Source organism: Curtobacterium sp. MWU13-2055, assembly GCF_023242305.1.
Lineage (GTDB): Bacteria > Actinomycetota > Actinomycetes > Actinomycetales > Microbacteriaceae > Curtobacterium.
In genome coordinates, this window is record NZ_JALLIO010000002.1 from 268,283 (window position 1) to 291,982 (window position 23,700).

The 23,700-nt window shown below is 70.9% G+C and carries 27 protein-coding genes; 13 read left to right on the forward strand and 14 right to left on the reverse strand.

The features are described 5' to 3' along the window. Positions 1–241 precede the first annotated feature (241 nt). The 3 genes from M4960_RS05965 to M4960_RS05975 all read left to right on the forward strand — a co-directional run bounded on the left by M4960_RS05965 (position 242) and on the right by M4960_RS05975 (position 3,569). Positions 242–1,597 (forward strand): extracellular solute-binding protein, encoded by a 1,356-nt coding sequence (locus M4960_RS05965; RefSeq protein WP_111086245.1) that lies wholly within the window; start codon positions 242–244, stop codon positions 1,595–1,597. An 84-nt stretch (positions 1,598–1,681) separates the two neighbouring features. Continuing rightward, positions 1,682–2,653, forward strand: coding sequence for a carbohydrate ABC transporter permease (locus M4960_RS05970; protein ID WP_111086244.1), 972 nt, complete (start codon positions 1,682–1,684; stop codon positions 2,651–2,653). A gap of 1 nt (position 2,654) precedes the next feature. Next, entirely contained in the window at positions 2,655–3,569 is a 915-nt protein-coding gene (locus M4960_RS05975; RefSeq protein ID WP_123938319.1) for a carbohydrate ABC transporter permease, read from the forward strand. A gap of 177 nt (positions 3,570–3,746) precedes the next feature. On the opposite strand, the gene M4960_RS05980 is transcribed toward M4960_RS05975, so the two are convergent. Continuing rightward, the gene (locus M4960_RS05980; RefSeq protein WP_248703729.1) at positions 3,747–4,586 is read right to left on the reverse strand and encodes a siderophore-interacting protein; all 840 of its coding nucleotides are present in this window, start codon (positions 4,584–4,586) and stop codon (positions 3,747–3,749) included. 28 nt (positions 4,587–4,614) lie between these two features. Between M4960_RS05980 and M4960_RS05985 the strand changes: the two genes are divergently transcribed. Genes M4960_RS05985 through M4960_RS06000 form a run of 4 tightly spaced genes read left to right on the forward strand, consistent with a single transcriptional unit; the run spans position 4,615 to position 8,658 of the window. Continuing rightward, entirely contained in the window at positions 4,615–5,694 is a 1,080-nt protein-coding gene (locus M4960_RS05985) for an iron ABC transporter permease (RefSeq protein ID WP_248703730.1), read from the forward strand. After that, positions 5,691–6,767: an iron chelate uptake ABC transporter family permease subunit gene (locus M4960_RS05990; protein WP_248703731.1), complete on the forward strand. Its 1,077-nt coding sequence runs from the start codon at positions 5,691–5,693 to the stop codon at positions 6,765–6,767. The genes M4960_RS05985 and M4960_RS05990 overlap by 4 nt, the downstream gene beginning before the upstream one ends. Next, positions 6,764–7,636, forward strand: a complete 873-nt coding sequence (locus M4960_RS05995) for an ABC transporter ATP-binding protein (protein WP_248703732.1) — start codon at positions 6,764–6,766, stop codon at positions 7,634–7,636. Before M4960_RS05990 ends, M4960_RS05995 begins: the two co-directional genes overlap by 4 nt. Positions 7,637–7,647: 11 nt before the next feature. Next, a complete protein-coding gene (locus M4960_RS06000; protein ID WP_248703733.1) occupies positions 7,648–8,658 on the forward strand; it encodes an ABC transporter substrate-binding protein in 1,011 nt (336 codons plus the stop codon). A gap of 98 nt (positions 8,659–8,756) precedes the next feature. Here M4960_RS06000 and M4960_RS06005 read toward each other — a convergent pair whose 3' ends face one another. Next, positions 8,757–10,805 (reverse strand): transglycosylase domain-containing protein, encoded by a 2,049-nt coding sequence (locus tag M4960_RS06005; RefSeq protein ID WP_248703734.1) that lies wholly within the window; start codon positions 10,803–10,805, stop codon positions 8,757–8,759. A 154-nt stretch (positions 10,806–10,959) separates the two neighbouring features. Further along, the gene (locus M4960_RS06010) at positions 10,960–11,406 is read right to left on the reverse strand and encodes an NUDIX hydrolase (RefSeq protein WP_248703735.1); all 447 of its coding nucleotides are present in this window, start codon (positions 11,404–11,406) and stop codon (positions 10,960–10,962) included. A 42-nt stretch (positions 11,407–11,448) separates the two neighbouring features. Here M4960_RS06010 and M4960_RS06015 point away from each other — a divergent pair, with 42 nt between their 5' ends. Continuing rightward, the gene (locus M4960_RS06015) at positions 11,449–11,679 is read left to right on the forward strand and encodes a hypothetical protein (RefSeq protein WP_248703736.1); all 231 of its coding nucleotides are present in this window, start codon (positions 11,449–11,451) and stop codon (positions 11,677–11,679) included. On the opposite strand, the gene M4960_RS06020 is transcribed toward M4960_RS06015, so the two are convergent. Continuing rightward, positions 11,676–12,632 carry a phosphotransferase gene (locus tag M4960_RS06020; RefSeq protein ID WP_248703737.1) on the reverse strand — a complete coding sequence of 319 codons (957 nt, stop codon included), beginning with the start codon at positions 12,630–12,632 and terminating at the stop codon, positions 11,676–11,678. The genes M4960_RS06015 and M4960_RS06020 overlap by 4 nt on opposite strands. A gap of 62 nt (positions 12,633–12,694) precedes the next feature. Here M4960_RS06020 and M4960_RS06025 point away from each other — a divergent pair, with 62 nt between their 5' ends. Continuing rightward, positions 12,695–12,934, forward strand: coding sequence for a hypothetical protein (locus M4960_RS06025; RefSeq protein WP_123291904.1), 240 nt, complete (start codon positions 12,695–12,697; stop codon positions 12,932–12,934). Between the two features lie 4 nt (positions 12,935–12,938). Here the strand turns inward: M4960_RS06025 and M4960_RS06030 are convergent, their stop codons facing one another. Beyond that, positions 12,939–13,187, reverse strand: a complete 249-nt coding sequence (locus tag M4960_RS06030; RefSeq protein WP_123291903.1) for a hypothetical protein — start codon at positions 13,185–13,187, stop codon at positions 12,939–12,941. Next, positions 13,184–13,690, reverse strand: a complete 507-nt coding sequence (locus M4960_RS06035; RefSeq protein ID WP_131880603.1) for a MarR family winged helix-turn-helix transcriptional regulator — start codon at positions 13,688–13,690, stop codon at positions 13,184–13,186. Before M4960_RS06035 ends, M4960_RS06030 begins: the two co-directional genes overlap by 4 nt. Before the next feature lie 92 nt (positions 13,691–13,782). On the opposite strand from M4960_RS06035, the gene M4960_RS06040 reads away from it, so the two are divergent. After that, positions 13,783–14,712 (forward strand): NADP-dependent oxidoreductase, encoded by a 930-nt coding sequence (locus M4960_RS06040; protein ID WP_248703738.1) that lies wholly within the window; start codon positions 13,783–13,785, stop codon positions 14,710–14,712. A 14-nt stretch (positions 14,713–14,726) separates the two neighbouring features. Here M4960_RS06040 and M4960_RS06045 read toward each other — a convergent pair whose 3' ends face one another. Then, positions 14,727–15,587: a pentapeptide repeat-containing protein gene (locus M4960_RS06045; RefSeq protein ID WP_248703739.1), complete on the reverse strand. Its 861-nt coding sequence runs from the start codon at positions 15,585–15,587 to the stop codon at positions 14,727–14,729. Between the two features lie 224 nt (positions 15,588–15,811). Between M4960_RS06045 and M4960_RS06050 the strand changes: the two genes are divergently transcribed. Then, the gene (locus M4960_RS06050; protein WP_146249808.1) at positions 15,812–16,003 is read left to right on the forward strand and encodes a hypothetical protein; all 192 of its coding nucleotides are present in this window, start codon (positions 15,812–15,814) and stop codon (positions 16,001–16,003) included. A 27-nt stretch (positions 16,004–16,030) separates the two neighbouring features. Here the strand turns inward: M4960_RS06050 and M4960_RS06055 are convergent, their stop codons facing one another. From M4960_RS06055 to M4960_RS06070, 4 genes are read right to left on the reverse strand one after another with little or no spacing between them, the layout of a single operon-like run. After that, the gene (locus M4960_RS06055; protein WP_248703740.1) at positions 16,031–16,687 is read right to left on the reverse strand and encodes a response regulator transcription factor; all 657 of its coding nucleotides are present in this window, start codon (positions 16,685–16,687) and stop codon (positions 16,031–16,033) included. Next, positions 16,684–17,970 (reverse strand): sensor histidine kinase, encoded by a 1,287-nt coding sequence (locus tag M4960_RS06060; protein ID WP_248703741.1) that lies wholly within the window; start codon positions 17,968–17,970, stop codon positions 16,684–16,686. The genes M4960_RS06055 and M4960_RS06060 overlap by 4 nt, the downstream gene beginning before the upstream one ends. Further along, complete coding sequence (locus tag M4960_RS06065; protein WP_131880580.1) at positions 17,967–18,833, reverse strand: ABC transporter permease subunit; 867 nt, start codon at positions 18,831–18,833, stop codon at positions 17,967–17,969. The genes M4960_RS06060 and M4960_RS06065 overlap by 4 nt, the downstream gene beginning before the upstream one ends. Continuing rightward, the gene (locus M4960_RS06070; protein WP_131880578.1) at positions 18,830–19,741 is read right to left on the reverse strand and encodes an ABC transporter ATP-binding protein; all 912 of its coding nucleotides are present in this window, start codon (positions 19,739–19,741) and stop codon (positions 18,830–18,832) included. Before M4960_RS06070 ends, M4960_RS06065 begins: the two co-directional genes overlap by 4 nt. 113 nt (positions 19,742–19,854) lie before the next feature. On the opposite strand from M4960_RS06070, the gene M4960_RS06075 reads away from it, so the two are divergent. Together M4960_RS06075 and M4960_RS06080 are read left to right on the forward strand one after the other, a co-directional pair. After that, entirely contained in the window at positions 19,855–20,850 is a 996-nt protein-coding gene (locus M4960_RS06075) for an alpha/beta hydrolase (RefSeq protein WP_248703742.1), read from the forward strand. 9 nt (positions 20,851–20,859) lie between these two features. Next, the gene (locus M4960_RS06080; RefSeq protein WP_248703743.1) at positions 20,860–21,426 is read left to right on the forward strand and encodes a GNAT family N-acetyltransferase; all 567 of its coding nucleotides are present in this window, start codon (positions 20,860–20,862) and stop codon (positions 21,424–21,426) included. Positions 21,427–21,535: 109 nt separating this feature from the next. On the opposite strand, the gene M4960_RS06085 is transcribed toward M4960_RS06080, so the two are convergent. The 3 genes from M4960_RS06085 to M4960_RS06095 are packed head-to-tail and all read right to left on the reverse strand — an operon-like array spanning position 21,536 to position 23,669. Next, entirely contained in the window at positions 21,536–22,096 is a 561-nt protein-coding gene (locus M4960_RS06085) for a TetR/AcrR family transcriptional regulator (protein WP_248703744.1), read from the reverse strand. Further along, a complete protein-coding gene (locus M4960_RS06090) occupies positions 22,093–22,944 on the reverse strand; it encodes an MBL fold metallo-hydrolase (protein ID WP_248703745.1) in 852 nt (283 codons plus the stop codon). Before M4960_RS06090 ends, M4960_RS06085 begins: the two co-directional genes overlap by 4 nt. After that, positions 22,941–23,669: an alpha/beta fold hydrolase gene (locus M4960_RS06095; protein WP_248703746.1), complete on the reverse strand. Its 729-nt coding sequence runs from the start codon at positions 23,667–23,669 to the stop codon at positions 22,941–22,943. The genes M4960_RS06090 and M4960_RS06095 overlap by 4 nt, the downstream gene beginning before the upstream one ends. Positions 23,670–23,700: the final 31 nt, after the last annotated feature.

The following is a 23,700-nucleotide window of genomic DNA, read 5'->3' on the forward strand; positions in this document are numbered from 1 at the left end:
AGGGGTAGCGAAGCGGACCGTCACGAAAGTGAGCGCTCACCTGACTGAAACGCTACCGGGTTCCACGGCGACGCGAAAGGGGTGGCGGATGATCTTCGCGAGCGCTAATGTGAGCGCTCACGGAGCACCGACCCACGGCTCTCGTGCACGGAGCAGCAGTGTTCCGCGAACGGAGCAGCGATGCTCCGGCGGGAGCACCGACCCTGCTCCCGAGCCCGGCCCATCCCGATGGAGTGATGCCATGCCGAACCGCCCAGCAACACCCGCGTCGCGCCTCTCGCGCCGCGGCTTCCTCGCCGCAGGAGCGGCCGCCGCGACGGTCCTGCCGCTCGCCGCGTGCTCGAGCCCGATCGCAGCCGGCCTGGCCGGCAGTGCACTCAACCCCGAGACGCTCGTCTTCTGGAACCTCTTCGGCGGCGGTGACGGCCTCCGCATGCAGGCGATGGAGGACGGCTACGCGAAGCAGCACGGCGGATCGAGCTCACTGCAGGCCACCACGTTCGCGTGGGGCAACCCGTACTACTCGAAGCTGACACTGGCCACCGTCGGGAACAAGCCGCCGGACGTCGCGGTCGCCCACCTGACCCGCGCGAAGCCACTGTGGGACGGCGACCTGCTCGACCCGATCACGTCCGAGGACCTGGCGAGCGTCGGCCTCAGCGCCGCCGACTTCAACCAGAAGGCCTGGACGGCGCAGAAGACCGACGGCAACAACATCGCCATCCCGCTCGACACCCACCCCTTCGTGCTCTTCTACAACGTTGATGTGTGCAAGAAGGCGGGCCTGCTCGACAGCGACGGCAACCTCAAGGACCTGTCCGGCATGGACACGTTCGAGAGTGCCCTCGCCGCGGTCGCGAAGGTCACCGGCGGCACCGCGCTCAACGTCGCCAACGTCGTGCCGGAGACCGCCACCCCGTGGCGCTTCTTCTGGACGATGTACAACCAGATCAACGACGCGACCCCGTTCATCAGCGACGGCGGCGCGAAGCTCACCGTCAACGAGGACGCCTACAACGAGGTCACCAGCCGCACCCAGAAGTGGGTCAAGCAGGGTTGGATGAACAAGGCGCTCGACTACGCCACGGCACAGTCCCTGATGTTCGACGGCAAGGCCGGCTTCTTCATGCAGGGCGAGTGGGAGATCAGCACGGCGCAGTCCATCAAGGGACTGAAGTTCGGCATGGCCCCGATCCCGCAGCTCTACGACAAGCCCGCGACGCAGGCGGACTCGCACACCTTCGTGCTGCCGAAGAAGGACCGCACGCCGGAGCAGCGCAAGCAGCACATGCTCTTCATCAAGCAGATGCTCGAGCAGAGCCTGACCTGGGCCGAGGGTGGGCACGTCCCCGCCTACATCCCGACCTTCGACAGCAGCGCCTACAAGGAGCTCAAGCCCCAGTCGAACTACGCGGCCGCAGCCGAGACCGCCGTGTTCGACGACCCCGCCTGGTACGGCGGCTCCGGCTCGACCTTCGAGGGCACCGTCGGCGCCCAGCTGGCACTCGTGCAGCAGGGCAGCTCGTCGCCCGCACAGGCGCTCAGTGCCATCAAGTCGCAGCTCGCGACCTACCTGAACACCCCGAGCCCGCTGTGACCGGGCACACGACCGCCCGGCTCGTACGCTCCGGGCACACGACCCACGCGATCGCCGTGAACACCGCGCGAAAGGCACGATGACGTGACCACAGCACCTGTCCTCGACCGGCCCACGGACGCGGCCACCGCGTCGCGTCCGCGCCGGAACCGCACCTACGGCACCAGCCTCACCCGTGGCCAGGGCCGCAGCGGCTGGCTCTTCCTCGCCCCGTTCGGCCTGTTCTACGCGGCCTTCCTGCTCGGCCCGACGGTCTGGATGATCGTCTCGAGCTTCTTCAACACCTCGACCGTCCGCACGGGCCTCGGCAGCTTCGCCGGGTTCGCGAACTACGCCGAGATGCTCGGACGCTCCGACTTCTGGTCGTCGCTCTGGCACACGCTGCAGTTCACGCTGTACACGACGCCGCCGCTCGTCATCCTGGCGTTCGTCTTCGCCGTGCTGACGAACCGGATGAACCGCGGCCAGTGGTTCTTCCGACTGGCGTTCTTCCTGCCGTTCATCCTGCCGTCGGCGACGATCTCGCTCATCTGGGTGTTCATCTTCACGCCGGCGACCGGCCTGTGGGCGAGCATGCAGTCGGCGATCGGCCTCACCCCGGGCTCCGGCATGCTGTCCAGCCCGAACACCGCGATGATCGGTGTCGCGATCGCCACCGTCTGGTGGACCCTCGGCTTCAACTTCGTGCTCTACCTGGCCGGCCTGCAGGAGATCCCGCGCGAACTGTACGAAGCGGCCGCCGTCGACGGTGCGTCGAACTGGCAGCAGATCAAGTCGATCACGCTGCCGCTGCTCGGCCGCACCACGACGCTGGTCATCCTGTTGCAGATCATCGCGAGCCTGAAGATCTTCGACCAGGTGTACCTGATGACGAACGGCGGACCGGGCATCTCCACCCAGGTCTCGCTGCAGCTCATCACGGGCGTCGGCTTCACCGACAACCGACTCGGTGCCGCCTCGGCAGCGTCGGTGCTCCTGTTCATCGTGATCGTCGCGATCGCGGTCATCCGGCAGCTCGTCGAGCGCGCTGCCGCCAAGCGAGAGATCGGGGCCTGACATGACCGCCACCGAGAGCATCACCACCGGCCGCGCCAAGCTCCGCACCGGCGTCTCGGCCGCCGCCCCCGCGAACGCCGCCAAGATCGGCGTCTCCGGCAAGGGCTTCAACCTGGTCGCCGGGATCATCCTGATCGTCTTCGCGATCATCTGGCTCATCCCCAGCCTGTTCGCCCTGAAGACGTCGCTGTCCGACAACGGCGTCGCCGCCCTCGGCGCGAACTCGATCCTGTCGAACTGGAACCCGACGCTGCACTCCTACGCGGCACTGTTCCAGGCCGGTGACATCTGGAACTGGTACCTCGCCAGCGCCATCACGAGCGTGATCACGGCCGTCCTGACGGTCATGTTCGCCTCGATGGCGGCGTTCGCGCTGTCCCGCCTGGTGTTCCGCGGTCGGAACATCGCGTTCCTGCTCATCATCCTCGGCATCATGATCCCGACGCAGGTCCTGATCATCCCGATCTTCCAGGAGCTCAACGCCGTCGGCCTGCTGAACACCTACTGGTCGGTCATCTTCCCGCAGGTGCCCGCCGTGATCGCGGTGTTCATCTTCAAGCAGTTCTTCGACGGGATCCCGAAGGAGCTGGAGGAAGCGGCACGCATCGACGGTGCCAACATCTGGAAGATCTACTGGTCGGTCATCCTGCCGCTGTCGCGTCCGGTGATCGCCGCGGTGACGATCCTGACCTTCGTCGGTGTCTGGAACAACCTGCTGCTGCCGCTGTTCGTGCTGTCGAACCCGGACCTCATGACGATCCCGGTCGGGCTCGCCACGGTCCAGGGCAGCTTCGGTCAGCGCTACGCGGACATCCAGGCCGGAGCGATCCTGGCGGCGTTGCCGCTGATCATCCTCTACCTGATCTTCCAGCGGCAGATCGTGGAGGGCGTGACGGGTTCCGGCCTCAAGGGCTGACGCCACCCCACGACGGACGGGAGGCCCGGTGCCAGCTGGCACCGGGCCTCCCGTCCGTCGTGGTGGTCGCGTTCCGGGCGTACCTGGCGGAAACGGGCGTACCTGGTGAGAAGTTTCGTGACGGTACGCCCGGAAGCACCAGGCATCGCACGCGTCATGGGAAGGAACGGGCACCGCTCAGGCGGAGACGGACTCCTTGGCCTCGTGCTTCCAGAAGCCGGAGAACGTGATGCGCGCCTTCGGCAGACCCGCACGGTGCAGGTGCCGGCGGCCCTCGGTGGCGAGGGTCGACTCGCCGACCACGAAGGCGTACCCGCGGTCGTCGACGGGCACGTGCCGCTGCAGTTCGGCGAGCGCGGCGCGGCCCGGGACGGCGTGGTGGTCGACCTCGTCGCGGACGATCCACGTGACCGCGACCCCGGCCGGTGCGTCGATCTCGCGGACGTCGCCGGCGGTGGGGACCTCTTGGATGATGCGTCCGACGGCGTTCCGGGGCAGCGATGCGGCGATGCCGAGCACGCCGGGCAGGCCGGTCTCCTCGGCCGCGATGACGATCTCGCTGGTGTCGTTCGGGCAGTCGAAGATGCAGCCCTGGTCGAGCATCGCCAGCTGGTCGCCTGGGCGGGCGCCGCAGGCCCAGATCGCGGCACGGCCCTCGGGCTCGCCGTCGGCGTCGGTGTGCACGACGAAGTCGATGTCCATCTCGGCGGTGCCGTCGGGCATCGGGCGGAAGGCGGCGACGGTGTAGTTCGCGCAGTGCGGGCGGACGTCCTCGGGGATGCCCAGGAACGTCGGCCACCACTTCTTGCCGTCGAGGTCCGGCATCCGGAACGCGTCCTGGTCCGGACGCCCGGTGAACAGGCGGAACCAGTGGTCGAAGCCGAGGAACGGGAACTCGTGCAGGTCGTCGCCGGTGACGGTGACACGCTGCATCGACGGCGTCGTGCGCTCGGTCCGCAGGACCCGGGCACGGAAGAGCCGGGGATTCTCGGGCAGGAGCCGCGGAGTCTTCGCCATGAGGCAAGGCTAACCTAAGATGTTCTCCGTGCCAGCCCCCTCCCCTGCCCTGGCTTCCGTCTCGGAGGCCCGCACCGCCGATGCGTCAGCAGCCCTCGGTGTCCACCGCACCGCCGTCCGTCGCCGCGTCCTGGTGATCGCCGCACTGGTCGTCGTGCTGGTCCTGGTGGCGGTCGCGAGCATGCTCCTCGGCAGCAACCGGATCGGCGTCGACCGGGTGCTCGACGGCCTCTTCCGGACCGGGTCGACCACCGACGAGGCGATCGTCTGGGGCTCCCGGGTCCCGCGCACGCTCATCGGTGCCGCGGTCGGTGCGGCCCTGGGGATCGCGGGGCTCCTGATGCAGGGACACACGCGCAACCCGCTCGCCGACCCCGGACTGTTCGGGGTCTCGTCGGGTGCCGGGCTCGCGGTCGTCCTCGGCGTCTACGTGTTCGGGGTCACGAGCACCGGCGCGACGGTGTGGTTCGCCCTCGGCGGCGCACTGGTCGCGAGCGTCGTGGTGTTCTCGGTGACGATCGCGGGCAGCGGGACGGCGAGCCCGGTGCCCCTCGCCCTCGCGGGCGCCGCCGTCTCGGCCCTGTTGGGCGCGCTGACCTCGTTCGTCGTCCTGACCGACCAGGACTCGCTCGACGCGTACCGGCTGTGGGTCGTCGGTTCCCTCGCCGCACGGCAGCTCGACATCCTCGGCGCGGTGTGGCCGTTCCTGGTCGCCGGGCTGGTGCTCGCGATCCTGAACGTCCGGGCACTCGATGCGCTCGGGCTCGGCTCGGACCTGGCCAAGGGCCTGGGCGAGAACGTGCTCGTCGCGCGGCTCGTCGGGCTCGGGGCCATCACGTTGCTCGCAGCCGGTGCGACCGCCGCCGCCGGGCCGATCGGCTTCGTCGGCCTGACCGTGCCGCACGTCGCCCGAGCCCTCGTCGGCACCGGGCACCGGTGGACCCTGCCGGTCTCCGGGCTCGTCGGAGCGGCGCTCGTGCTGCTCGCCGACGTCGTGGGGCGGCTCATCGGCGGGTTCTCGGAGGTCGAGGTCGGCATCGTCCTGGCCGTCATCGGCGGCCCCGTGTTCGTCGCCGTCGCCCGTCGCCGATCGCTGGTGTCCCTGTGACGGGCGCAGCGGTCCGCGCGCCCGGCCGTTCCGGGGTCCGCATCGGTCCGATCGGCCTCGCCTGGCGCCCGCGGGTGTTCTGGTACACGGTGGCCTCGCTCGGTCTGGTCCTGGTGCTCGTCGTCCTCGGTGTCGCGGTCGGTTCGACCTGGATCGCCCCGGGCATCGTGCTCCGCTCCCTGGTCGGGCTCGAGACCGGCCCGGACGGCTTCATCATCACCACACTCCGGCTGCCCCGTGTCCTCACCGGCGCGCTCGTCGGACTGACCCTCGGCATCGCCGGTGCGCTGACCCAGACCTTCACGCGGAACCCCCTGGGCACCCCGGACATCATCGGCGTGACGTCGGGCGCGAGCGTCGGCGCCGTGGCGGCCATCGTGCTCGGCGGGGGCACGTACTCGGTGTCCTCGATCGTGCTCAGCGGCGGGATCCCGGTGGCCGCGACGATCGGTGCGCTCGTCGCCGCCGCCGTCGTGTACGGGCTCGGTTGGCGCGGTGGGGTGCAGAGCTACCGGCTCATCCTGGTCGGCATCGGTGTGAGCGCGACCCTCGACGCCGTGACGAGTTACCTGCTCGTCCGCGCGAAGATCACCGTCGCCACCGCCGCGTCGCAGTGGCTCGTCGGCAGCCTGTCGAGCACCTCGTGGTCGAGCGTCTGGCCGCTGTTGATCGTCGCCGCGGTCGCGGTGCCGATCGCACTCGCGACGAGTGCGGCACTCGGCATCGGGCAGCTCGGTGACGAGGTCGCAACCGGCGTCGGTCTGGCCGTGCAGCGGCACCGCCTGCTCGTGATCGCGTTGGCGGTGGTGCTCACCGCCGCTGCCGTCGCCGCCGCCGGCCCGGTGGGCTTCGTCGCGTTCGTGGTCCCGCAGGTCGGACTCCGGCTGGCGGGAACCAACCGGCCCCCGCTGCTGCTCGCCGGTCTGCTCGGCGCCGCGCTGGTCCTGGCCGCGGACCTGCTGTCCCGATCGGCGTTCCCGTGGCAGGTGCCCGTCGGCATCATCACGACCGTGATCGGCGCCCCCTACCTGATCTGGCTCCTCATCCGTCACCGCAAGGAGATGTCCCGATGACGACACCCCCGTCCACCCCGCCGTCCACCGCGGTCCTCGAGGCCCGCGGCCTGTCCGTCGGCTACGACCGGCACCCGGTGCTGACCGACCTGGACCTGCGGATCGAGCGCGGCACCGTCACGACGTTCCTCGGTGCGAACGGCTGCGGCAAGTCCACGCTGCTCAAGGCGTTCGGCCGCGTGCTGAAGCCGCAGTCCGGCGAGGTCCTGCTCGACGGCGCCCCGATCCGCAAGGAGCCGAACCGCCAGGTCGCGCGGAAGCTCGCGATCCTGCCGCAGTCCCCCGTCGCGCCCGCCGGCACCAGCGTGCTCGACCTCGTGATGCGCGGCCGTAATCCGCACCAGTCCTGGGCGAAGCCGTGGACCGCGGACGACGCCGACGTCGCCGAGCAGGCCATCGCGGCGACCGGCCTGACCGAGGTCGCGCACCGCGACGTCGCGAGCCTGTCCGGTGGGCAGCGCCAACGCGCGTGGATCGCCCTGGTGGTCGCGCAGCAGGCCGACACGTTGCTGCTCGACGAACCGACGACCTACCTCGACCTCGCGCACCAGCTCGAGGTCCTGCGGCTGGTCCGCCGACTCAACCGCGAACAGGGTTCCACCATCGTCATGGTGCTGCACGACCTGTCACTCGCGGCCCGGTTCTCCGACCGGCTCGTCGTCCTGCACGAGGGCGGCGTGGCCGCCGACGGCGCACCGCACGACGTCCTGACCCCGGCGCTGCTCGAACGGGCGTTCGGGCTGCACGCCCGGGTGTTCCCGGATCCCGTGACGGGCGCTCCGATGATCGTGCCCGAGGCGGACGAGCACGACCCGTCGCTGCTCCGCGAACACGACGCCGTGCTGGCGACCGCGGCTGACTTAGGTTAGCCTCTCCTAACGTGAAGCTCTCCCGACGCGGCTCCCTCCGAGCCACCCTCCTGACCTCCGTGGCCGTCTCGGCCCTCCTCCTCGCCGGCTGCTCGAGCGCCGACTCGAACGACTCCGACGGTGACACCGCGGCGTCGAAGGCATGGTCCTACGAGGACGCCACCGGCACGACCGTCAAGGTCGACCACACGCCGAAGCGCGTCGTCGTGCTGAACGACATCGCGATCTCGTTCATCGAGTACGGCCTGAAGCCGGTCGGCACCTTCGGCCAGCTGACCATGGCGAAGGACGCCCGGTTCGACGACCTGGACACCGACGGCATCACGCAGCTCGGTACCGCGTACGGCGACATCGACCTCGAGAAGCTCGCTGCGCTGAAGCCCGACCTCGTCGTGACCTCGGTCTACCCGAAGGACGAGAAGGGCACGCTCGACGACACGCAGCCCGGGTACGGCTTCAAGGACAACGAGCAGGAGAAGCAGATCGAGGCCATCGCGCCCGTCGTCCAGGTCAAGTGGGGCGGCAAGGGCGAGGACGTCATCGAGAAGATCGCCGACCTGAGCGAGTCGCTCGGCGCGAAGGAGTCGACGATCGAGGCCGCCGAGAAGCGCTTCGACACCGCCGGCGACGAGCTCGAGAAGGTCGCGAAGGAGCAGGACCTGTCGGTCGTCTCCATGTACGCCGACGGCGACGGCGCCTACGTCACCCGCCCGACCGACGAGCCGCTGCTGCAGATGTACTCGTCGTTCGGCGTCGACTTCGTGAACCCGAAGCCGAAGGGCTTCTACTGGGGCATCTACTCGTGGGAGAACGCGGGCCAGATCAAGGCCGACGTGCTGCTGCTGTCGCAGCAGGGCTACCAGGTCGCGGACCTCGAGAAGCAGCCGACCTTCGCCGACAACGCGGCGCTCGAAGCCGGCCAGGTGCACAGCTTCACCTTCCCGGCGCTCGACTACGCCTCGCAGGCCCAGTACATGAAGGAGCTCGCGGGCTGGCTCGCGGACAGCAAGAAGCTGTCCTAGGACGCAACCGACGAGCAGACGGGAGGCCCGTTGCCAGCTGGCAACGGGCCTCCCGTCCATTTGCTGTCGCGTCTCGGGCACGTGACCCGCTGGTGTCGTCAGCCCACCGGCACGGCGGCGTTGACCGCGGTCTGCGCATCGCGCCAGACCGCAGCGCGGGATCCCGCGTAGGTGCCGCCCTGTCCGTTCGAGTAGTACCGCAGGTTGTGCTTCCCGCCGTCGGTGTTGCCCTGCCAGTAGGCGGTGACCGCGCGTGACGTCCCGCCGATCAGCCAGACCTGGTCGGCTGCGTCGGCCGTCCCGGTCTTGCCGAAGAGCGTCGCGCCGTCCGGGGTCTGGCCGCCGCTCGCCGTGCCGCCTCGGAACGCGCCCTGCATGACCTCGAACGCCGTCGCCGCAGTCTGCGGCGAGACGACCTGCGAGCAGGTGCGCGGCTGCCCGCCGAGCTCCGTGCCGTCCGGTGCGGTCACCTGGTCGATGACGACCGGCGCGCAGTACCGACCACCGTTCGCGACGCCCGCGTACGCCGCCGCCATCGTCAGCGGCGCGATGCTCTCGGTACCGAGCAGCGACGCGGGGTTCCACGGCAGCTCGCCGCCGGCGGCCAGGTGCACACCGAGGCGCTTCGCGACGTCCCGGATGTCGCACAGGTCGAGCTGCGCCGCCATCGACTGGTAGGCGGCGTTCACGGACTGGGCCGTGGCCGAGCGGACCGAGTACGGCCCCTTCTGGCCGGGCGAGTCGTTCTTCGGCTGCCAGAAGGCCGTCGTCTGCTCGCCGCACGCCGTCCACGTGCTCTGCGGGTGCGGGGTGCCGTTCACGACCGTGTCCGGGCTGCGGCCGGCTTCGAGCCACGCCAGCAGGGTGAACATCTTGTAGGTCGAGCCGGTCTGGAAGCCCGTCGCGTCGCCGTCGGCCTGGTCGACGGCGTAGTTCAGGGACGTCGCGGTCGGTGGCGCCTGCTCCGACCGGTCGTAGTCGGTGTTCTGCGCCATCGTGAGCACCCGGCCGGTGCCCGCCTCGACGGTGTTCAGCGTCGCGCCCAACGCGAGACGCGTCTCGGTCTTCGGGTCGTACCGGTCGAGCAGTTCCTTCTGCTTCGCGTTCAGGTCGAGGTCGAGCGTCGTCTGGATGCGGTACCCACCCGTGCGCCAGGCATCGGCGCGCTGCTGCTTCGTCGCGCCGAGCTGCGGCAGACGTGCGGCGACGCGCTTGGCGTAGTCGCAGAAGAACTCCGCCCCGGTCTCGACGGCCTCGCACCCCTGCTGCGGCGCGGTGATGCGTACGTAATCGGCCAGCCGCGACAGCCGTGCCGTGCGGTACTCGTCGGTCGTCAGATGCCCCTGCTCGTGCATCGAACGGAGGATGACGTTCCGACGGGCGGCGTTGTCGCGGTAGTGGTCCGGCGTGGACAGGTCGCGGCGCTCCGGCCACTGCACGATCGCGATGAGCGATGCCGCCTCGGCCGGGGTCAGGTCGGTGGCGGACTTGCCGTAGTAGTGCTGCGCGGCCGACTGCACGCCGTAGGTCTGGTCGCCGAAGTACGCGATGTTCACGTACGCCGTCAGGATCTGCTCCTTGGTGTACTTCTTCGCCAGGCCGATCGCGAGCTTCATCTCGGCGAGCTTCCGCTGCGGCGACCGCTTCGTCGCCTCCTTGTACCCGGCCTTCTGCTCCTCGAGCGTCGGCAGCTCGCTCGCCCGCTGGATCTTGATGTTGCGGACGAGCTGCATCGTGAGCGTCGAGCCACCCGAACCGCCCTCGCCCTGCGACGCGGCGACGCTCACCAGGGAGCGGACCATCGACGTCGCGTCCACACCACCGGTCTCGTAGAACCGCTTGTCCTCACCGTCGACCGCGGCGTGCTTCAGCTGGTCGCTGATCTGGTCGAACGACAGCTCCTGCCGGTCCTGCGCCCACACGTTCGCCAGGTGCACCGGTTCGCCACCGCGGTAGGCCCAGACCTGGTTGCGCTGCGGCAGATCCCCGATCTCGATGTGCTCCGGCAGCGATTCGAACACCCCGATCGCCGACGTCGTGCTCACCCCGGCGACCGCGATCATCGGCGTCACGCCGACCCCGATCATCAACCCGGCGAGCACACTGCCGCCCACGAAGCCGAGCGCGGCTCCACCTGCACGTCTCATCGTCATCGCTCTGGATCCCCCGTGGTGCATCACCGCACCGATCTGGCGCGGTAGTTCGGGAGCGTCCCAGCCGTTCTCGGGCGGTCGCCGGGACTTCGCCGCGGAACACCGCCGTGTCCGCTGGGAAAGTGCCCGTCGTGACGGGATCGTGACGTCAGCGGGTCGAGTGGTCACCTTGCGTCGCCGGGACGGTGCCTGCGAGCAGTTCGAGCACGCCGTCCGGGAACACCGGGACGTCCGTGTCGACGGGCGCCCAGCGCACCGGGCTGCCCTCGTCCAGCACCACGAGTTCAGCGTCGAGCGGCACCGCGTCCAGCTCTGCCGACCGGACGGCGAACACGTGGACGTACTCGTGTCCGGGCTGCCCCTCGTACTCGAACAGGTTCTCGAGGACACCGAGCAGCCGGACGTCGTCGAGGGCGACGTCGAGCTCCTCGCGGAACTCCCGGCGGAGCGCCTGGACCGCGGTCTCGCCGAACTCGATGCCGCCGCCGACGGCACGGTGGAAGCGGAGGTCCCGCACGCCGTCGAACGACTCGGACAGCAGCACGTGGCCGTCCTTGACCGGCAGCCCGACCGCGATGTTCCGGATGCTCCCCATCACGCCACTCTGCCACCGGTTCGGGTTCGGTAGGTTCGGACCATGCACGCCATCCGCTCGATCGTCACCCTCGCGGTCGTCTTCCTCGGTCTGGGCTTCCTGCTCACAGCCGGTGGTTCGGTCTGGACGACCCTCACCCCGGACGGCACCGGCGTGAACTTCGCCGCGGGTTTCATGTACAGGGGCGGCATGGTCGTCGGTATCGCCGGGATCGCACTCGGGGTCGCCGCGCTCGTGGCCGTCGCCCGGTCGGCGAAGCGCTTCGGCCGCTAACCGGCGAGCGCCTCGGCAGCAGCACCCCACCCGGTGGGGTCGTCCCCCGGCGGGATGAACAGCATCGTGTTCCAGAGCACCAGGACGTCCCACCACGCGAGCTCGTCGGCAGTGAGCGCGCTCACCGAGCGGTAGCCGCCGAGCAGCTGCCGGTGGACCGCCGCGGGGACCGGGCCCCAGTCGTGGAAGAGCGTCCCGAGCAGGACGGCCGACCGCGCCAGTTCGACGATGCGGTGGTCGCGGCGCAGGTCCTCGAAGTCGATGACGGCGACAACGTCCGCGTCAGCGCACAGGACGTTCGCCGCCCGGTAGTCCCCGTGCACGATCTGGACCGGCAGGTCGTCGGACGGCGCGGCCGTCAGCAACCGTCGCAGCGCCACCCGGGCACGGTCCGGCACGTGCGTCGTCGCACCGTCGAGCCAGTCCTCGACCTGCTGCACGAGCGGGGTCGGCGGCGGGCGTACACCGGCCGCGCGCGCCCGATCGGGGCTGTCGCGCAGGGCGTCGTGGAAGCGGGCGAGCGTCGCACCGGCGGCGCGGACCTCTGCCGGTTCACGGACGTCCAGCAGTGTTCCGTCGATGACGCGCTGGAGCCCCATCGAGACCCCGTCGTCCTCGACCTGCACCCGTCCGTCGGGCGTCGGCACCGGGGCGGAAACGGGCAGGCCGCGCTCCGCGAGCCACGTCGTGAGGTCCGCCGCGAACGCCAAGCGCTCGAACCCCTCCGGTGCGATGGACCACTTCAGGAGCATCCGGCCGTCAGCGGTCGACACCCAGGCGAGCGCGTTGTGGTCACTCATCACGATGCGCTCGCACACGACGACGTGCACGTTCCACCACCGGTCGAGCGTCCGGATGACCCAGTCCTCGGCAGCGGCGACGTCCGTGAACCCGAAGCGGCTCCGCAGCACCTGGGCGGGATCGGCACGTTCCCAGAGCATCTCGAGGGTCATCGCTCCACCCTCGCAGGTCGCGCTACCATCCGGTACCGGTCCACCCACGGAAGCGAGCCGCCATGACCTCCCAGAGCACGAGGGTCCTGCACGTGATGTGCACGGTGTTCCTGTTGGGCGCCTTCCTGTCGGTCGGGATCGGTGGGTGGTCGCTCGCGAACGACACCGGGGGCGGTGCGAACATCGGCGGCGGCATCCTGATGCTGTTCGGTTACCTGCTCGGCCTGATCGGGATCGCGCTCGGGGTCGCCACACTTGTCGTCGACACCGTGTCGCGGCGACGGTCACGCACGCGCAGCTGACGCCTCAGCGGCGGCGAGCGCGGAGCCGCTGCACGCCCACCCATCCGGCGACCGCGAAGCACCCGAGCGCGAGGACGTACGAGACGAGCAGGTCGGCCCACGTGCGCGGGTTGATCGATCCGTCGGGCAACCGCTCCTGGAGTTGGAACGACGTCGGGAACAGCCAGTACGACGTCGCGTAGACGGTGAGCGCCAGTCCGACGACGACCGAGCCGACGATGATCCACCGAGCAGCGCGCGCTCCGACGGTCACGCGGACGCCCCCTTCACGGATCGTCGCGACGCCGACCGCGGTGGGTTCGCTCGCAGGTGTTCGCTGATGCGTCCGAGGATCCGGCCGAGGTCGGTCGCGTCGTCGTCCGTGATCGGTGCGAACAGGAGTCCGTGCACGGTGCCGATGTGGCCGGGGAACACCTCGGCAAGGACCTCGCGCCCCGCGTCGGTGATCGCGACGACGGTGCTGCGCTCGTCGTCCGGCGACGGGGACCTCGTGACGAGCCCGCGCTGTTCGAGCAGTTGCGCCTGGTAGGTCAGCCCGCTGCGGCTGTACACGACACCGTCGGCCAGGTCCGTCATGCGCAGGTGCCCCTCCGGAGCGTCACCCAAGCGCGCCAGGAGCTGGAACTGCACGGTGCTCAACCCGCCGACGTCGCGGAGCTGCTTCTCGACCGCGGGGCGCAGGAGTGCACTCACCTCGGTCAGCGCGAAGTAGGCGCCGAGCTGTGTCGGGGTCAGTGCGGTGGGGGTGTCGCTCATGCAGCCATCCTACCTGTTGCTTCGAGTTCGAAGCAGTGCTAACGTCTCCGACAAGCGCTTCGAATTCGAAGCAACTACGAGAGGGCAGCATCATGAAGGCAGTGCAGTTCCACGAAGTCGGCGGGCCCGAGGTCCTCCAGTACGGCGAGGTCGAGCAGCCGACCCCGGCAGCCGGTCAGGTGCGGCTCCGCGTCGCGGCCTCCGCGTACAACGCTGCGGACAACGGCATGCGGGCCGGCTTCCTGCCGATCCCGATCCAGCTGCCGCACATCCCCGGCTACGACGTCTCCGGCACGGTCGACGCGATCGGCGAGGGGGTGACCGGGTTGACCGTGGGCGACGCGGTCATCGCGTTCCTGCCGATGGACCGGGACGGCGGGGCAGCCGAGTCCGTCGTCGCACCCGCTGAGGCCGTCGTGGCAGCACCCACGAGCATCCCACTGGCCGATGCCGCCGCCCTGCCGTCCGTCGCGCTGACGGCATGGCAGGCCCTGTTCGACGACGGCCGGCTCACCGCCGGGCAGCGTCTGCTCGTCGTGGGTGCCGGCGGGGTCGTCGGCAAGTACGCCGTCCAGCTCGCCAAGCGCGCCGGAGCACACGTCATCGCGACCGCCAGCCCCCGCAGTGCCGATGCCGTGCGCGCGGCCGGTGCCGACCAGGTCATCGACCACACCGACGTCGACCTGCTCGACGCCCTCGACGGTCAGGTCGACGTGCTGCTCAACCTGGCGCCGATCGAGCCCGAGCAGTTCGCGGCGGACGTCGCAGCGGTCCGTGACGGCGGGGTCGTCGTGAGCACGACGGCGTTCATGGCCACGCCGGGTGACGAGTCGCGAGGCGTTCGTGCAGCGACTGTGTTCGTCCTGCCGAACCGCGAACGCCTGACGGAGCTCGTCGCGCTCGTGGACGCCGGGGCCCTGACGGTCGAGGTCACGCGGCGCATCCCGCTCGCCGATCTGCCCGCACTGCACGCCGAGGGCGCAGCCGGGAGGATCGTCGGCAAGGTCATCGTCCTGCCCTGACCCGGATCACCGGATCACCGGAGCGACCAGTGTGACGGGCGGTCCAGGTCGTCGGGCAGCACCGTGGATGCGTCACCCTGGGCGGCGTTCACCTGCGGCTGGGTGAGGAACAGCGCGTTCGACAGGTCCGCTCCCCCGAGCCGGGCATCGCGCAGGTCCGCCCCGAGCAGGTCCACGCCAGACAGGTCGCCTCCCCGCAGGTCCGCGGCGATCAGGACCGCACCGCGCAGATCGGCGCCGACCAGGACGCGAGATCGCAGGTCGCGGCCGGCCAGGTCAGCCGACGGGTGCAGGTCACCGGCCGAGTCGCCGGCGGCGGGGTACCCACCTCGGGCCTCCGCGCTGACGTCGATCAGGACGGAACGGACCTCGGACCGGAGCGACTCGACGTCCACCGCGAGGACGCCGGCCAACTCACCGTCGAGGACCTGCTGGATGCGGAGCCGGAGCACGGTCGGTGCATCCGCTGACCCCAGAGCGGTCGAGCGATACACCGCCTCGGCCAGGTACCAGAGCATCTCGTGGAGCTGCCGGGCGACGGCGAAGGCCTGGAACATCTCGGGCTTCGAGTCCGGCTCCTCGACCCAGCTCGTGCCGTCGAACAGGACCTGCGAGACGTACTGGCCAGCCCCGAAGCAGTCGAAGGTGGTGCACCCGGTGAAGCCCCGTGGACGGAGGGCCTGGTGGATCGTGCAGGAGAAGTCGTCGGCCAGGTTCCGGCACGGGGTGCCGGCGGGCTTGTCGATCGGGAAGTCGCTGGACCGCTGGAACCCGAAGGCGGTGCAGCAGAGGGCGAAGCAGTCACCGCACGAAGCGCGGAGCCCCGAGCGGTCGGCGGGAGAAGAAGGAGAGGATGAAGAAGAAGACGATGACATGGACGAACGGTCTCTCTGGAGTGGTCTCGACAGGGCGCCGGGGTGCTGGGGAACTCCGTCGGGAGTCCCCGTTCCGGGCGCACGAGATCACCACCCCTCGTCCGAGGAGCGAACCGGTGTCGCTGGATGGGCTCTGCGTCACAGAGCGGGAGAACGTGTCACTGCGGCCAGGCTAGCGGCGCGCGACTGCGCCCGTCCGCAGTCCCGACGCGTACGGTGCACCTGTGACCAGAACCCACCCGGCAAGACCGCACCGCCTCGTGCTGATCGCCGCCGCCGTCGTGCTGGTGATCGGCATCGTGCTCCTGTTCACACCGTGGGACGGCTTGATCCCCGTGCTCGCCTGGGTGCTGATCGTCGCGTCCATCGCCCTCGGCGCGATCACCCTCTTCTTCTCGCGCGCACCCCGCAGCTGACCGCGCCACCACGCGATCGGCGCCCCGTCAGGACCGCGGCACGAGACCGTGCTCGTAGGCGAAGATCACCGCGTGCACCCGGTCGCGCAGCCCGAGCTTGCCGAGCACCCGCCCGACGTGGGTCTTGACCGTGGACTCGCTCGTCACCAGGTGTGCGGCGATCTCGGGGTTCGACAACCCGCGGGCGATCGCGAGCAGCACCTCGCGCTCCCGCGGGGTCAGGGGCTCCAGCGGGTCCGGACCCGCCGGCCGGTCGTCCGGCAGCACGGAGCCGAAGAGCTCGAGCATCCGCTGCGTCACCCGCGGTGAGACGGCGGCCTCTCCCGCTGCCACGGACCGGACGGCGTCGAGGAGCTGCGCGGCGCTGACGTCCTTGAGCAGGAACCCGCTCGCCCCGGCACGCAGGCCACCGAACGCGTACTCGTCCAGGTCGAAGGTCGTCAGCACGAGCACCCGGGTCTCGGGGACCTGTTCGACGATCGCGGCCGTCGCCGTGACGCCGTCGACGTGCGGCATCCGGACGTCCATCAGCACGACGTCCGGACGCAGGGCACGCACGAGCCGAACTCCCGCACCGCCGTCGCCGGCCTCGCCGACGACCTCGATGTCGGGCTGTGCCTCGAGCAGCAGTCGGAACCCCGTCCGGATGAGCTGCTGGTCGTCGACGATCGCCACGCGGATCACCGGTCCTCCGTCCTGACCGGGATCGTCGCCCGGATCTGCCAACCGTCGGTGCCGTCGCGGGAGCCCGCGCGCACCTTCCCACCCAGCGCGCGGATGCGCTCGTCGATCCCGATGAGCCCTCGACCCGACCCCGCTGGGGCGTGGGCCGATCCGCCCGGCCGAGCCGGGCCTCCTGGCCGTCCGTCGTCGGTGACGACCACGGTGACCTCGGTGGCGGACGCTGCCACGCGGACGTCGACCGATCGGACGCGCTGCGCGTGCCGGGCGGTGTTGGTGAGGCCCTCCTGCACGACCCGGTACACGGCGAGCTGCAGGGCGTCGTCGTCGGGGACGACGCCGACCAGTTCGAGGGCGACGGGGGTGCCCAGCGCGCGGAACCGGTCGACGAGCTGCGGGACGTCGTGGATGCCCGGTTGCGGCGCGAGCGCGGGTTCGCCGTCGCCTCCGAGCACCCCGAGCATGCGGCGCATGTCGCCCATCGCGCCACGGCCGACGTCGGCGACACCGCGCATGGCAGCGGCAGCGGACCCCGCCGAACCGGCGGGTGCACCAGCGGACGCCCCGGCCGCCGCGCCCTCGGCCAGCCGCACCATCACCGTGAGCGAGTGCGACACGATGTCGTGCATCTCCCGCGCGATCCGGGCCCGCTCCGCGGCGGTGGCGAGCTGCGCCTGCTGGTCGCGCTCCCGGGCCAGCTGGTGCGCGCGGTCGATGAGGGCCTGGGTGTAGCGACGGCGGTTCGACACGTTGACGCCGATCAGGACCGCTGCCAGCAGGAACGTCGTGGGCTGCGGGTACAGGACGTCCGCGAGTCCTCCGGACCCCGGCGCGACCACGAAGACGCGCAGCGCCGTCGCCCCCGCGGCCAGCACGACGGCGACCGCGGACGTCCACCACCCGGCGGGACGCGACCACCACACGGTCGCGGCGTACACGGTGAAGAGGACCGGCGAGTACCCCGCTTCCGTCCACGTCATCGCGACGACGGACGCGAGCCCGAGCACCGCCGTCACCGCGGGGTGCGTGCGCCGGAGCGGGATGCCGGAGACGGCGATGACCACGAGGACGACGACCGTGACCCGCGCGACGGGGCTCCCGTCGACCTGCCACGCACTCCGGAACGCGACGACGACCTCGATCGCACCCCAGAAGACCATGAGCAGCGCGTCGGTCATGACCGGGTGGCGTGCCCAGAACCGCCGGAGCCGGCCGGGTGCGTCGGGCAGGGCGATGCCTCCGGCACCGTCCTGGACGGCACCGGGGGCGAGGTCGGCAGGGGTCACGCGTCCCGCTTCTCGACCAGGGCGAGCGCCGTCAGCGAGGCGACGACCACCCAGGCCAGCAGTACCGCGAATCCGCTCCATCCACCCAAGGCTAGGACGCCGTCGTGCCACCCCGACGTCACCTCGGTGCCGAACTGCATGAGCGGCTGGCCGGCGTTCTGCGGCAGCAGGTTCGTCAGCGTGCCGAGCCAGTCCGCTCCGGTGAACGACTGCACCAGCTGCACGACGACCGGGGCGACCAGCATCAGGCCGAGGACTCCGGCGATCGCGCCGGCTGTGGAGCGCAGGACCACACCGACCGCGAAGGCCAGCAGCGCGATGAGCGTCAGGTAGACGGAGGCACCCAGCAGCGGCATCGCGACGCTCACGTCCAGCGACGCCTCGACGTTCCGTCCCGCGGCGATGGGCAGGGTGGTGAACGCGGTGGCCCAGACGCTCACGGCACTCGTGACGAAGACGGCCACGGCGAGGACGATCGCCTTCGCCGCCAGTGCGACCGACCGCCGTGGGACCGCCGCGAACGAGGAGCGGATCATGCCGGTGCCGTACTCGCCGGTGACGACGAGGGCGCCGATCACCGCGACGATCAGCGAGGAGAGCATCGTGCCGCTCGTGCTGTAGAGGACGAGGGCGTTCCGAGCCGCGTCACCCGAGAGCCCCTGACCGCCGTTGTCCGCGAAGGCCGCCAGGAGCACACCGATGCCGATCGGCAGGACGAGCACCAGCAGGAAGCTCCACGCCGTCGACCGCAGCGAGCGGAGCTTGATCCACTCCGAGCGCAGGACGCCGGAGAAGTGGACGCCGGACGTGTGGCTGCCGGCTCCGTCGTGCCGAGGCGCGGCGTTGCTCGTGACCGCGCTCATCGGGCCACCTCCGATCGGTACTCGACCTGGTCGTGCGTGAGTTCGAGGTAGGCCTGCTCCAGGCTCGCCTCGGTGGTGGCCAGCTGGTGCAGGACGATGCCCGCAGCACCCGCCGCCTCGCCGATCTGCTCGGCACCGAGGCCACGGACCTGCAGCGACCCGTCGCCCTCGTAGCCGATGGTGACGTCCGGTCCGGCGATCGCGTCGAGCAGCCGCTCGGGCTCCGGCGTCCGCACGGTGACCGACCGCTCCGTGGCGGCGGCGACCAGGTCCGCGATGTCCATGTCCGCGAGCACCCGGCCGCGACCCATCACGACGATGCGGTCGGCGGTCAGGGCCATCTCGCTCATCAGGTGGCTCGAGATGAACACTGCACGTCCCTCGGCGGCCAGGCTGCGGGCGAGCCGACGCACCCACACGACGCCCTCGGGGTCGAGGCCGTTGACGGGCTCGTCGAGGATCAGCGTCTGCGGATCGCCGAGCAGTGCCGCCGCGATCCCGAGCCGCTGTCCCATGCCGAGCGAGAACCCGCCGACGCGCTTCTTCGCGACGTTCTCGAGGCCGGTCATCCCGATGACCTCGTGCACACGGGCCGTCGGGATCCGGTGCGTCGCAGCGAGCGCCGACAGGTGGTCGAAGGCGCTGCGTCCTTTGTGGACCGCCTTCGCCTCGAGCAGCGCCCCGACGCGGCGGAGCGGGTCGCGCAGCTCGCGGTAGGGGCGTCCGTCGACGTGGGCGGTGCCCGAGGTCGGCCGGTCGAGTCCGACGACGGCGCGCATCGTGGTGGACTTGCCCGCGCCGTTCGGACCGAGGAAGCCGGTGACGACGCCGGGGCGCACCGTGAAGGACACGTCGTCGACGGCGACCTTCTCGCCGTAGCGCTTGGAGAGGTTCTGGATCTCGATCATGCGGCAACGGTACGGAGACGGCCGGGTCCGCCACATCGCCGTCGCAGACGATCTCCGCGGAGCGACCGTGGTACCCCGGTACCACCCGCAGCGGTGCCGGATACGGTGGGGTCATGGTCGTCCAGCGGTGGCACGAGGACGTCCTCGGAGCGCCCTACGAGCGACTCGAACTGCCGCTCGGCTCCGACTCCGAGGGGCCGGTCGTCGCCACCCTCGTCCGTCGTCGGCACACCCCGACGGACCTGCTGCTGCACGGGCGCGGGCCGCTGCACGGCGCCGACGTGCTGTACGTGCACGGGTGGTCGGACTACTTCTTCCAGACCGAGCTGGCGGAGCGGATCGAACGGCTCGGGGCGCGCTTCCACGCGCTGGACCTGCGGAAGTACGGCCGGAGCCTCCGCCCCCACCAGACCCCGGGCAACGTCGACGACCTGGCGGTGTACGACGAGGACATCGCAGCGGCGCTCGACGCGGTGTCCGCCGAGCACCCCGGCCCCGGCGAGCGGCGGCTGGTGCTGATGGGGCACTCCACCGGCGGTCTGACGCTGTCGCTGTGGGCTGCGCGCCACCCCGAACTCGTCGACGGCGTCGTCCTCAACAGTCCGTGGCTCGAGTTCCAGGCGACCGCAGTGGGCCGGGCGATCGTCGCGCCCGTCATCAAGCTCGGCGCGAAGCGGAACCCCCTCGCCCCGATGCCCGCCGTCGACCCGGGCTTCTACACGCGCACCGTGTCGGCCGCGGGCGAGGGCTCCTGGACGTACGACCAGCAGTGGCGGCCGGAACGCGGGTTCCCCCTGCACCCCGGTTGGCTCGCGGCGGTCTTCGCGGGGCAGGAGACGGTCGAGCACGGGCTCGACATCCAGGTCCCCGTCCTGGTCATGCTCAGCGACAAGAGCATGTTGCAACCCCGGTGGGACCCCGGCATGGCACACGCCGACGTCGCGCTGAACGTCGACACGGTGGCCCACCGAGCCCTGTCACTCGGCAACGAGGTGACGGTCCGCCGGCTGCCGGGAGCCGTGCACGACGTGGTGCTGTCCGCGCCCGACGTGCGGGAGCAGGCGTACGACGCGATCGGACGCTGGGCCACCACGCTGCAGCCCCGCTAGCGTGGCGGGATGACCGACCGCTCCGTCCGGCTGACCCGGCTCGACCCGATCGGGATCGACCACGATGCCCTCGTCGACTTCCTGTCGACCGAGGACTTCCCCTTCCACGTGCGGCGGTCGTGGACCCGTGCGGAGGCCGTCGAGGCCGTGGCGTCCGGCTCCTACCGCGACGACGAGCACGACTCGTACTGGGTCGACCACACGGAGCACGGCCGCATCGGGTTCGTCCGGCTGGAGGATCTGGAAGACCCGGTCCCGCTGTTCGACCTGCGCATCGCCGGCGCGTTCCGCGGCCGCGGACTCGGCGTCCCCACACTGCGCGCGGTCACCGACCACGTCTTCGGCACCCTGCCGTCGGTGACCCGCTTCGAGGGCCAGACCCGCGAGGACAACACGGCGATGCGCCGGGTCTTCGTGCGTGCCGGGTGGGTCAAGGAGGCGCACTACCGCGAGGGGTGGCCGATCGAAGGCGGCCGCGCGGTCGCGTCGGTCGGGTACGGGATCCTGCGCCACGACTGGGAGACGGGCGAGACGACGCCGGTGCCGTGGGACGACGACGTGCTTCCGGAAGACTGACGCGGCGGTACATCCTTCGTCGCGGTCCAGAGCGGACGGGAGGCTCGGGTCACGCCCGCCACGGCCACTCCGCTGGGGCGGGTGGCTGCGTCCACGGCATGACGCGCGATCAGCCGCCGGTCGCCGCCCTCCGCAGCGCGGCGCAGGTCCGCCGGAACGCCACGCTGAGCGACTCCCCCGCGGGGCGCTCCGCCCACTCGTCGAACGCGGCGCGCAGCGCGAGCAGCGCCAACGGCACCGCGAACCGGTCCGCGCCCTGCCACGCCGACTGCAGCTCCAGCGTCTGCGCGGCGTCCCGCTCGAGCACGGCGGACAGCAGTGCCGGATCGGCGACGAGCAGCGCGCGCACCCGGACCAGGCGGTCGAGGTCGTCGGGGCGGTCACACTCGAAGGTCCCGAGCACGTCGGCGATCACCTCGGTCAACGCACCGAACGTCACCGGGCCGGTCACGGCGGCGGTCACGGCGTCGTGGACGTCGCGCGAGACGAACAAGAACGCGTCGACCTTCGCGGCGCAGTACCGGAAGAACGTGCGCTCGGTGATGCCGGCCGCGGTCGCGATCTCGGCCCCGGTGACGACGTCGAACCCGCGCGCGCCGACCAGCGCGACCGCGGCGTCCTCGACGGCACACTCCGTCGCCCGCCGGTTTTGCGCCCGGACCCCGGTCACGACGCGGACCGCGTGGAGACCGTCTCGCGCTGCCAGAGCTCCGGCAGCCGGAGGTCGACACCGTCGGCGTCCGCCAGGCGTGCGAACGCGCGCATCGTGACGTCGAGGCGGTCGAGCTTCTTCGGCAGCGGCCTGAGCGGACGGTCCAGCGGACGCCAGAACGCGTCCCAGTGCACCGGTCGGACGACACTCGGATGCAGGGCGCCGACGGTCTCCTGCCAGTACTGCTCGATCCAGGCCGTCGGCTTCGCACCGGCGGCACCCGCACCCAGGTAGACGGTGTCGGCGTGGAGCCCCGCGAACGCTCCGGGGATGAAGTTCGCCGTCGGGTGGACCAGCACCGATCCGTCCGGGTGCTCGAACAGGAACGAGGAGCATCCGCCGGTACGGAAGTCGCGCATCCGGGCCGGCAGGGTGACCGGCTCGGTGATCTCGCCCGGCACCGCATCGCCGTCGCTGTGCAGGGCGTGCAGCGGCGTGACCGTGAAGGCTCCCACCGCGAACGACTCTCGGTCGTGGAGCTCCCGGAAGGGCACGCGGTCGAGCCCGTACCCGGTGGCGATCATCCGGGTGGACGTCGAGCCGCCGAGTTCGGCCCCGGTCCCGTCCGCGACCACGGGCGCGTCGAGGGCGTGGTCGGCGTGCGAGTGCGAGACGAGCACGGCATCGAGGTGGTCGACGTCGAACCGTGCGAGTGCGTCCTCGATCCGGGTGACGTCCGGTCGGAGCCGGCCGAGCATCAGCCGTGGGAACGAGGGACGACTGAAGAAGCCGTCCACGAGCAGCGAGGTCGTGCCGTCGGAGACGAGGACGTTGGACACCCCGCCGAACACCGTGGTGACGCTCATGCGTGCGCCCCGCCGAGCACGTCGTCGAGGAGCCGCATCGTGCGCGCGGCGTCCTCCATCGCGAGGTCGTGGTGCACGCCGTGCACCCGTTCGACGTCCCACCCGAGGCGCTCGTAGACCGGCACCTCGGCCGCGGGCACGACGTGTCGACCGTCGTCGGTGAGCACGAGCGTCGACGGCACGAACGGGGCCGCCGGAGCGACCGGTGTCGTTGCGACCGCTCGCAGGACGTCGCGCAGCATCGTGCGGTCCCAGTGCCGGTGGCTCTCCTCGGCCCGGGCGACGTTCGCCGGACCCCACCGCGGATCGGTGCGGTCGTAGGCCTGCACGAGCAACGGCTGCAGCCCGGGCAGCGCCCAGAACGCCCGCCCGAGCACGCCCCGCCCCGGTGCCCGCAGGTGGAAGCCGGGGTCGAGGTACACCGCGCGGGCCGGGCGCAACCGGTCGACGGCGTCGAACAGCACCCGTCCGCCGAGCGAGTGTCCGACGACGGCGTCGAGCCCCTGCGGCAGCGTCTCGGCGAGGTCGTCGGCGAACACGGCGAGCGTGTACGACGCCGCGCGGTCGCTCTCGCCGTGACCCCGCAGGTCCGGCACGAGGAACGTGTACCGGTCCGGATCGGCGTGGGACACGAGGTCGCGCCACACCAGCGCCGAACCGAGGATGCCGTGCACGAGTCCGACCCGGACCGGGCCGTGTCCGTGGGTCTCGACGTGGAGCTGCATGTGCACTCGATTCTGTCAGTGACTGACAGAA

Bases quoted from the DNA above. Each gene is read 5' to 3' on its own strand.
- M4960_RS05965 (WP_111086245.1), top strand. From the start codon at position 242: ATGCCGAACCGCCCAGCAACACCCGCGTCGCGCCTCTCGCGCCGCGGC.
- M4960_RS05975 (WP_123938319.1), top strand. From the start codon at position 2,655: ATGACCGCCACCGAGAGCATCACCACCGGCCGCGCCAAGCTCCGCACC.
- M4960_RS05980 (WP_248703729.1), bottom strand. From the start codon at position 4,586: ATGGCGAAGACTCCGCGGCTCCTGCCCGAGAATCCCCGGCTCTTCCGT.
- M4960_RS05995 (WP_248703732.1), top strand. From the start codon at position 6,764: ATGACGACACCCCCGTCCACCCCGCCGTCCACCGCGGTCCTCGAGGCC.
- M4960_RS06005 (WP_248703734.1), bottom strand. From the start codon at position 10,805: ATGAGACGTGCAGGTGGAGCCGCGCTCGGCTTCGTGGGCGGCAGTGTG.
- M4960_RS06010 (WP_248703735.1), bottom strand. From the start codon at position 11,406: ATGGGGAGCATCCGGAACATCGCGGTCGGGCTGCCGGTCAAGGACGGC.
- M4960_RS06015 (WP_248703736.1), top strand. From the start codon at position 11,449: ATGCACGCCATCCGCTCGATCGTCACCCTCGCGGTCGTCTTCCTCGGT.
- M4960_RS06020 (WP_248703737.1), bottom strand. From the start codon at position 12,632: ATGACCCTCGAGATGCTCTGGGAACGTGCCGATCCCGCCCAGGTGCTG.
- M4960_RS06025 (WP_123291904.1), top strand. From the start codon at position 12,695: ATGACCTCCCAGAGCACGAGGGTCCTGCACGTGATGTGCACGGTGTTC.
- M4960_RS06035 (WP_131880603.1), bottom strand. From the start codon at position 13,690: ATGAGCGACACCCCCACCGCACTGACCCCGACACAGCTCGGCGCCTAC.
- M4960_RS06040 (WP_248703738.1), top strand. From the start codon at position 13,783: ATGAAGGCAGTGCAGTTCCACGAAGTCGGCGGGCCCGAGGTCCTCCAG.
- M4960_RS06045 (WP_248703739.1), bottom strand. From the start codon at position 15,587: ATGTCATCGTCTTCTTCTTCATCCTCTCCTTCTTCTCCCGCCGACCGC.
- M4960_RS06065 (WP_131880580.1), bottom strand. From the start codon at position 18,833: ATGAGCGCGGTCACGAGCAACGCCGCGCCTCGGCACGACGGAGCCGGC.
- M4960_RS06070 (WP_131880578.1), bottom strand. From the start codon at position 19,741: ATGATCGAGATCCAGAACCTCTCCAAGCGCTACGGCGAGAAGGTCGCC.
- M4960_RS06075 (WP_248703742.1), top strand. From the start codon at position 19,855: ATGGTCGTCCAGCGGTGGCACGAGGACGTCCTCGGAGCGCCCTACGAG.
- M4960_RS06080 (WP_248703743.1), top strand. From the start codon at position 20,860: ATGACCGACCGCTCCGTCCGGCTGACCCGGCTCGACCCGATCGGGATC.
- M4960_RS06090 (WP_248703745.1), bottom strand. From the start codon at position 22,944: ATGAGCGTCACCACGGTGTTCGGCGGGGTGTCCAACGTCCTCGTCTCC.
- M4960_RS06095 (WP_248703746.1), bottom strand. From the start codon at position 23,669: ATGCAGCTCCACGTCGAGACCCACGGACACGGCCCGGTCCGGGTCGGA.